We start from the raw sequence: 7,064 nt of genomic DNA, 5'->3' as shown, positions 1-7,064 counted from the left end.
GCCTTGCGAGACATAGACCCGCGCCTTGCCCGCCCCGCCGGTGCAGAAGGCCACCTGCCCCCGGCGGCCGATGGCGACGCAGCCGTTCGAGGCGGCGAAAGCCCCCTCCCCGTCCGCCGCCGGCGGCACGCCTTCCGGCGGCAGCCGCGCCCAGGTCTTCCCGGCGTCGGCGGTGTAGAGCACGGTGAAGCGGCCCTCGGTCGGGTCGCCCAGGATGAAGCCGCGCCGCCCGTCGACGAAGGCGATCGAGTCCCAAAAGCCGTTCGGATCCCGGTTCACCGCGACCTGCTTCCAGGTCTTGCCGCCGTCGGTCGTGCGCCACAGCTGCGAGGCCTGGCCGGGCCCGGCGCTCATCGCCAGCACGTGGTCGTCGGAAAAGGCGTGCAGCCCCCGGAAGTCCAGCCCCTCGGCCCCGACGATCCGCATCGCGTCCTGCCGCTCGTCCTTGCCCCGGATGATCCAGCCCTTGGAGCCGGAGGCCCAATAGGTCTTGCCGCCGGTAGGCGAGAGGCCGCGCAGCTCGCTGTCGGTTTCCGAGGCGGGGATGCGGATGCCGCCAAGGCCCTTGGCGGCGAAGGCGGGCGTGGCGGCCAGGGCGGCCGCGCCGGCGAGGATGACGTCTCTGCGGTTCATGGAGCGGCCCCCTTGGTCGATGACCTTGGCTTCGGGCGAAACGGCGGGAAGCGCAAGGGTCGCGAACCGAAACCCTCTCCCGCCGGGAGAGGGTTTCTTGAGCACCGCCCAAAAGAAAACGGCCCCGGAGGTTTCCCTCCGAGGCCGCTTCGGCAGATCCTGGATCCCGGCTTTCGCCGGGATAAGTCCTCCACGCTGACGCGTGGAATGACTTACTTGATTTGGATCTTGGCGCCGGCTTCCGTGAGCTTCTTCGAGATCTCTTCGGCTTGTTGCTTCGAGACGTTCTCGACGACGTTCTGCGGAGCGCCTTCGACCAGGTCCTTGGCTTCCTTCAGGCCGAGGTCCGGACGGACGCCGCGGACTTCCTTGATCACGTTGATCTTCTTGTCGCCGCCGTCGACCAGGACGACGGTGAACTCGGTTTGCTCTTCAGCAGCTTCGGCCGGGCCAGCGGCGGCCGGGCCAGCAGCGGCGACGGCGACCGGAGCGGCGGCCGAGACGCCCCACTTTTCTTCCAGCAGCTTCGACAGTTCGGCGGCTTCCAGCACCGACAGGGTGGACAGTTCTTCAACCAGCTTTTCGAGCTTGGACATGTGTCAGTTCCTTAGAGAGATTGGGATAGATGCGGGGATGACCGTTACGCGGCGTCTTTGGTCGCGTAGGCGTTGAAAACGCGAGCCAGCTGGCCAGCCGGGGCCTGCAGGACGCCAGCGATCTTGGTCGCCGGAGCCTGGATGAGGCCGATGAGCTTGCCACGCAGTTCGTCCAGCGACGGCAGGGTCGCCAGAGCGCGCACGCCAGCTTCGTCCAGCACGTTGGTCTGATCGAGGACGCCACCGACGAGCTTGAACTTGTCGTTTTCCTTGGCGTACGCGACCGCGACCTTGGCGGCCGAGATAGCGTCCGGGCCGTAGGCGATGGCGACCGGGCCGGTGAAGAGCTTTTCGCCCTTGTCGCCGAGCTTGCCGTCCAGAGCCTTGAGGGCCAGGGTGTTCTTCACAACCTTGATCGCGGCGCCTTCCTTGCGGAGGCGAAGACGAAGGTCGGTCATTTCCGCAACGGTCAGACCCATGTAGTGGGTCACGACGACAGCGCCGGCGTCGTTGAACACGCTTTTCAGCGATTCAATCGACTCCTGCTTTTGAGCGCGGTCCATTGCGGTCTCCTACTCAGTTAGCAGCGGCCGGACCATTCCGGCAGCCAGATGCGCATCCCATGCGGGATCGCTCCCGCGTGCGAGTCGCATATGCCTGTTCCAAGGAAAGTCAGCCGCGCTCCGGTCTCGGGCTATAGCCACGAGCAGGAGGACTTGGCGTCTCTATCCCTGTCTCCCGACGGCGAGGAAGGGCTCTTCCCCGGTTACGGCGTTGGTGACCCCACGCCCCGCAGTTCTCAAACAGGTTCTCCAGCGGAGCGGACTCCGTCGAAGAGGCGGGCCGTATAGACGAAGATGGCGGGGATTTCAACACCCACCCCCATCCCCTCTCCCCTTGCGGGAGAGGGTGGCCCGCGCAGCGGGTCGGGTGAGGGGTCGCGCGCACTTGTCGGACACCACTTTCAACCCCTCATCCGTCAGCTCCGCTGACACCTTCTCCCGCAAGGGGAGAAGGGTAATAGTGCGGCGCTTCCAACAGGACCCCATCCATGCACCGCATCACCGCCGCCCTGGCCGCGCTTCTGCTAGCCGTCGCTTCGCCCGCCCTGGCCGAGCTGAAGGCGCCGCCGACGCCGAGGGCCGTGGTCGCCGATCCGCCGCGCGACAAGGCCCATCCCGCCGCGCTGGACGCGTTCCAGATCGACGTGGCCGGCGCCAAGATCAACGCGGTGATGTATCTCGCCTCGGGCGAGCAGCCGCATCCGACGATGCTGTTCCTGCACGGCTTCCCCGGCAACGAGACCAATGTCGACCTGATGCAGGCCGTGCGCCGGACGGGCTGGAACGTGCTGCGGATCAACTATCGCGGATCGTGGGGCAGCGGGGGCGCGTTCAGCTTCGCCCACGCCCGGACCGACGCCGAGGCCGCCGTCGACTTTCTCACCGCCCCCGCCAACCTCGCCAAGTACCGGATCGACCCCAAGCGCATCGTCGTCGCCGGTCACAGCATGGGCGGGTTCATGGCCGCCAGCGCCTCGGCCGCGCGGCCCTCGGCGGTGGCCGGGACCATCCTGATCGACGCCTGGAACATCGGCGGCGACCCCCGCTTCGTTCACCTCGCCCCCAAGGCCCTGGCCGAGGACATCCGCCCCGACACCGCGCCCCTGGCCGGAACCAGCCCCGAGGCCCTGATCGCCGAGGTCGAGCGCGACCGGGCCAAGCTGGACCTCGCCGCCCTGTCGCGCACCATCGCCGCCCGCCCAGTGCTGATGATCGGCGCCGAGCGCGGCATCGGCCAGATGACCGCCGCCATCGCGACGGCCGCCCGCGAGGCGCACCCTGACACGGTCGTCGAGGCCCAATACCCGACCGACCACAGCTTCTCGGACTCGCGCATCGCCCTGGAAAGCGAGGTCCTGCGCTGGCTGGCGCGGTTCGATCCCACGATCACGCCCGCCGGGGCCCGCATCCCGCTGGCCGCCGCCTATGACGCGCAGAACCCGTTCGCCAGGATCCTCCGGGGCGAGCTGCCGGCCTACAAGGTCTATGAGGACGCCGACGTCCTGGCCTTCATGGACCGCGCCCCCATGGAGCCTGGCCACGTGCTGGTGATCTCCAAGACCTCGAAGGCCCGCACGATCCTGGAGATGGATCCGAAGGACCTCGCCAAGGTCATGGCCGTCGTCCAGAAGGTCGGCCGCGCCGAGGTCGAGGCCCTGGGGCTGGAGGGCTTCATGATCATCCAGAACAATGGCGTGGGCCAAAGCGTGCCGCACCTGCACGTCCACGTGATCCCCCGCATCGCCGGCAAGCCCGCCTACCTGGCCGAGAACGCCCCGGCCGATCCGAAGGACCTGGAGGCCATGGCGGCGAAGATCCGGGCGGCGATGAAATGAAATCCCTCTCTCTTTGAGAGAGGGATTTTGTACGCCGCCCCCCTACCCCAGCCTTCCCAGCGCCGCCCGCCCCGCCGCCACGCCCGTCGCGAAGCAGGCCTGCAGCAGGTAGCCGCCGGTCGGCGCCTCCCAGTCCAGCATCTCGCCCGCCAGGATCACGTTCGGGCGGCCCTTCAGGAACAGCCCGTCCAGCCCCTCGAACCGCACGCCGCCGGCGGCCGAGATGGCGCGGTCCAGGGGCTGGACGCCGGTCACCGCCAGCGGCGCGGCCTTGATCGCCGCCGCCAAGACGGCCGGCGATTGCGGCAGGTCGACGCCGTGCGCCTCGCGCAGCAGGTTGATCTCGACGGGCGACAGCTTCAGCGCCTTGCGCAGGAAGTTGGTCAGGGTCTGGCCGCCGCGCGGGGCGTGCAGCCGGCGCTCCAGGGTCTCGACCGGGAGGTCGGGGCGCAGGTCGACGGTCAGGGTCGCCCCGCCGGCCAAGGCCGCGTCGCGCGCCGCCCCGCCCAGGGCGTAGACCGCCCCGCCCTCCAGGCCGTAGCGGGCGATCATCGCGTCGCCCCGCGACCTGGCCTCGCCCAGGCTCAAGGCCACGTTCTTCAGCGGCTCGCCGGCGAAGCGCTCGGCGAAGAAGGCGCTCCAGCCGATGTCGAAGCCGCAATTGGCCGGGCGGAACGGCGCGATCTCGGTCCCCCCGACCCGCAGCAGCGGGACCCAGGCCGCGTCCGAGCCCAGCTTGGGCCAGCTGGCGCCGCCCAGGGCCAGGATGGTGGCGCGGGCCCGCACCACGTGGCGGCCGTCGGGGTCCTCGATCAAGAGGTGGCCGACCGCGTCCCAGCCCTTCCAGGTCGCGCGCGGCCTCAAGTCGACGCCCAGCCCCTCCAGCCGCGCCAGCCAGGCGCGCAGCAGCGGCGAGGCCTTCATCGCCTTGGGGAACACCCGGCCGCTGGCCCCGACGAAGGTCTCCTGCCCCAGCCCCTGCGCCCAGGCGATCAGGTCCTTCGGCGTGAAGGCCTCCAGCATGGGCGCCAGCGTCGGCGAGCGCTCGCCATAGCGCCGGGCGAACCGGTCGAAGTCCTCCGAATGCGTCAGGTTCAGCCCGCCGCGCCCGGCCATCAGGAACTTGCGGCCGAAGGTCGGCATCTTCTCGAACACGGCCACGGACTTGCCCGCCCGCGCCACCGTCTCGGCCGCCATCAGCCCCGCCGGCCCGCCGCCGATCACGGCGACGTCGAGGATGCGCTCGTCGCTCATGTCAGGCGGCCTCGATGTCGGTCAGGGAAAAGTCCTCGCCCTTGTAGAGCAGCGGAACGCCATGGACCTTGGCGCAGGCGTAGGAAAAGCAGTCGCCCATGTTCAGCCGCGCGGGGTGGACGCCCTTGCCGTAGCGGGCGTGGGCGTCGAGGGCGAGCGCGTACTCGGCTTCAGCGATGGCGACGAGCGACGTATCGAACGCGGATCGCAGGCTATCGAACCTTCTGGAGGCGGCGCTCAGGTCTCGGCCCGTCTCCCGAGCGACGGCCCGAACCGTCTCCCAGGCGGCGACGGCCGAGGTCAGGACAACCGGAGCGTCGGCCAACTTGACCCTGAAGGCCTCGGCCTCGGGCTCTTCCAGCAGCATGGCCGTCCAGGCCGAGGCGTCGACGAACATCACTCGTCGTTGAGGCTGTCGAAGAATGCCTTGTCGGCCTTCAGGCCTGTGCGCGGCCAGCTGGCGACCTCGGCGCAGATCGCGCGAGCCTTGGCCAGCTTCTCCTCGCGCGCCTTCTGGTCGGCTTCCCGGGCCTTGGTCACGGCCAGCTTGATGGCGTCGGTGATGCCGACGCGCTTTTCCTCGGCGTACTGGCGCACCAGGGCGTCGGTCTCGGGATCGCGGACGTGGAAGGGCATGGCGGGGCTCCGTCTAGACGGAATGTAACATCGGCTAGCCGGAGGAACAATGTGGGGGCTTCCTTCTCCCCTTGCGGGAGAAGGTGTCGGCCGCAGGACGACGGATGAGGAGTTGAACGGCGTATCGGGATAGCGGAGCGCGACCCCTCCCCCGGCCCTTCGGGCCACCCTCTCCCGCAAGGGGAGAGGGACGCCCCTCCAAACGCAGAACGGGCGCTGGATCGCTCCAGCGCCCGTCCGCTTACGCTTTACTGAAAAGCTCTAGGCTTAGCCGATCGAGGCGATGTCGACCTTGAAGCCCGGGCCCATCGTCGAGGACAGGCCGACGCGCTTGATGAACACGCCCTTGGCGCCCGAGGGCTTGGAGCGGTTCAGGGCTTCGATCAGCGCCTTGACGTTGACCAGCAGGGCGTCCTCGGTGAACGAGGCCTTGCCGATGCCGGCGTGGACGATACCGGCCTTTTCGACGCGGAACTCGACGGCGCCGCCCTTGGCGTCCTTGACGGCCTGGCCGACGTTCGGGGTCACGGTGCCGACCTTCGGGTTCGGCATCAGGCCGCGCGGGCCCAGCACCTTACCGAGGCGACCGACCAGGGCCATCATGTCCGGGGTCGCGATGACGCGATCGAAGTCCATGAAGCCGCCGTTGATCTTTTCGTACAGATCCTCGGCGCCGACGTGCTCGGCGCCCGCCGCGGTCGCTTCGGCCGCCTTGGCGTCCTTGGCGAAGACGGCGACGCGGACGTCACGGCCGGTGCCCGAGGGCAGGTTCACGACGCCGCGGACCTGTTGGTCGGCGTGACGCGGGTCGACGCCCAGGTTCACCGAGATCTCGATGGTCTCGTCGAACTTGGCCTTGGCGTTTTCCTTGACCAGCTTGATGGCCGCTTCCAGAGCGTGCGTCGCGTCGCGATCGCCGGTCCAGGCCTTGATGCGCTTGGGTTGCTTAGCCATGACTCTTAGGCCTCCACGATCTTCAGGCCCATGGCCTTGGCGGAGCCTTCGATGATGCGGGCCGCGGCCTCGATATCGTTGGCGTTCAGGTCCTTCATCTTCTTCTCGGCGATTTCACGCAGCTGCGTGCGCGAGATCTGGCCGACGGTCTCGCGACCGGTCAGCTTGGCGCCCGATTGGATCTTGGCGGCTTGCTTCAGGTAGAAGGTGGCCGGGGGCGTCTTGGTGACGAAGGTGAACGACTTGTCCTGATAGACCGTGATGACGGTCGGCAGGGGGGTGCCCTTTTCGACGTTCTCGGTGCGCGCGTTGAACTCCTTGCAGAAGCCCATGATGTTGACGCCGCGCTGACCCAGAGCCGGGCCGATGGGGGGCGAAGGCGTGGCCGAGCCAGCCTTCACCTGGAGCTTGATGTAGCCCAGGATCTTCTTAGCCATACTATCCTCTCGTGAGGGCGAGAGCCCTCGCTGGTGAGCCGTGGTGCGGGCTTGGCGACCCTTCCACGGATTTGATCTCGCTGCTGAGGTCGAAGCCTAAACGACGAGCGCGCCCCAGGACGCGGGGTCCGGGAGCGAGGCGGGGCGTGTAGCAGG

9 protein-coding genes are annotated in these 7,064 nt (G+C 68.6%); 1 reads left to right on the top strand and 8 read right to left on the bottom strand.

What is annotated here, in order from left to right; translation table 11 throughout:
- The 3 genes from AX690_RS09375 to rplJ form a co-directional block, all read right to left on the bottom strand.
- The coding region (locus tag AX690_RS09375; RefSeq protein WP_231732156.1) for a YCF48-related protein at nt 1-633 on the bottom strand (633 nt) is incomplete at its 3' end.
- 212 nt (nt 634-845) lie between these two features.
- Nucleotides 846-1,229, bottom strand: coding sequence for a 50S ribosomal protein L7/L12 (rplL, locus tag AX690_RS09370; RefSeq protein WP_066686474.1), 384 nt, complete (start codon nt 1,227-1,229; stop codon nt 846-848).
- Between the two features lie 44 nt (nt 1,230-1,273).
- Nucleotides 1,274-1,792: a 50S ribosomal protein L10 gene (gene rplJ / locus AX690_RS09365; RefSeq protein ID WP_066686473.1), complete on the bottom strand. Its 519-nt coding sequence runs from the start codon at nt 1,790-1,792 to the stop codon at nt 1,274-1,276.
- Between the two features lie 488 nt (nt 1,793-2,280).
- On the opposite strand from rplJ, the gene AX690_RS09360 reads away from it, so the two are divergent.
- Entirely contained in the window at nt 2,281-3,627 is a 1,347-nt protein-coding gene (locus AX690_RS09360; RefSeq protein WP_066686471.1) for an HIT family protein, read from the top strand.
- Between the two features lie 42 nt (nt 3,628-3,669).
- Here the strand turns inward: AX690_RS09360 and AX690_RS09355 are convergent, their stop codons facing one another.
- From AX690_RS09355 to rplK, 5 genes are all read right to left on the bottom strand, one after another.
- Nucleotides 3,670-4,881 carry a TIGR03862 family flavoprotein gene (locus AX690_RS09355; RefSeq protein WP_066730329.1) on the bottom strand — a complete coding sequence of 404 codons (1,212 nt, stop codon included), beginning with the start codon at nt 4,879-4,881 and terminating at the stop codon, nt 3,670-3,672.
- A 1-nt stretch (nt 4,882) separates the two neighbouring features.
- Nucleotides 4,883-5,278, bottom strand: a complete 396-nt coding sequence (locus AX690_RS09350) for a type II toxin-antitoxin system VapC family toxin (RefSeq protein WP_066681531.1) — start codon at nt 5,276-5,278, stop codon at nt 4,883-4,885.
- Nucleotides 5,278-5,517 (bottom strand): type II toxin-antitoxin system VapB family antitoxin, encoded by a 240-nt coding sequence (locus AX690_RS09345; RefSeq protein ID WP_066681532.1) that lies wholly within the window; start codon nt 5,515-5,517, stop codon nt 5,278-5,280. The genes AX690_RS09350 and AX690_RS09345 overlap by 1 nt, the downstream gene beginning before the upstream one ends.
- A gap of 267 nt (nt 5,518-5,784) precedes the next feature.
- Entirely contained in the window at nt 5,785-6,471 is a 687-nt protein-coding gene (rplA, locus tag AX690_RS09340) for a 50S ribosomal protein L1 (protein ID WP_066685931.1), read from the bottom strand.
- A 5-nt stretch (nt 6,472-6,476) separates the two neighbouring features.
- Nucleotides 6,477-6,908 carry a 50S ribosomal protein L11 gene (gene rplK / locus AX690_RS09335; protein ID WP_066685934.1) on the bottom strand — a complete coding sequence of 144 codons (432 nt, stop codon included), beginning with the start codon at nt 6,906-6,908 and terminating at the stop codon, nt 6,477-6,479.
- Nucleotides 6,909-7,064: the final 156 nt, after the last annotated feature.

Origin of the sequence: Caulobacter sp. CCH9-E1 (assembly GCF_001556515.1) — a bacterium.
Taxonomy (GTDB): domain Bacteria; phylum Pseudomonadota; class Alphaproteobacteria; order Caulobacterales; family Caulobacteraceae; genus Caulobacter.
Note: the sequence above shows the minus strand (reverse complement) of the source record. Positions and strands in the feature narration are given on the sequence as shown.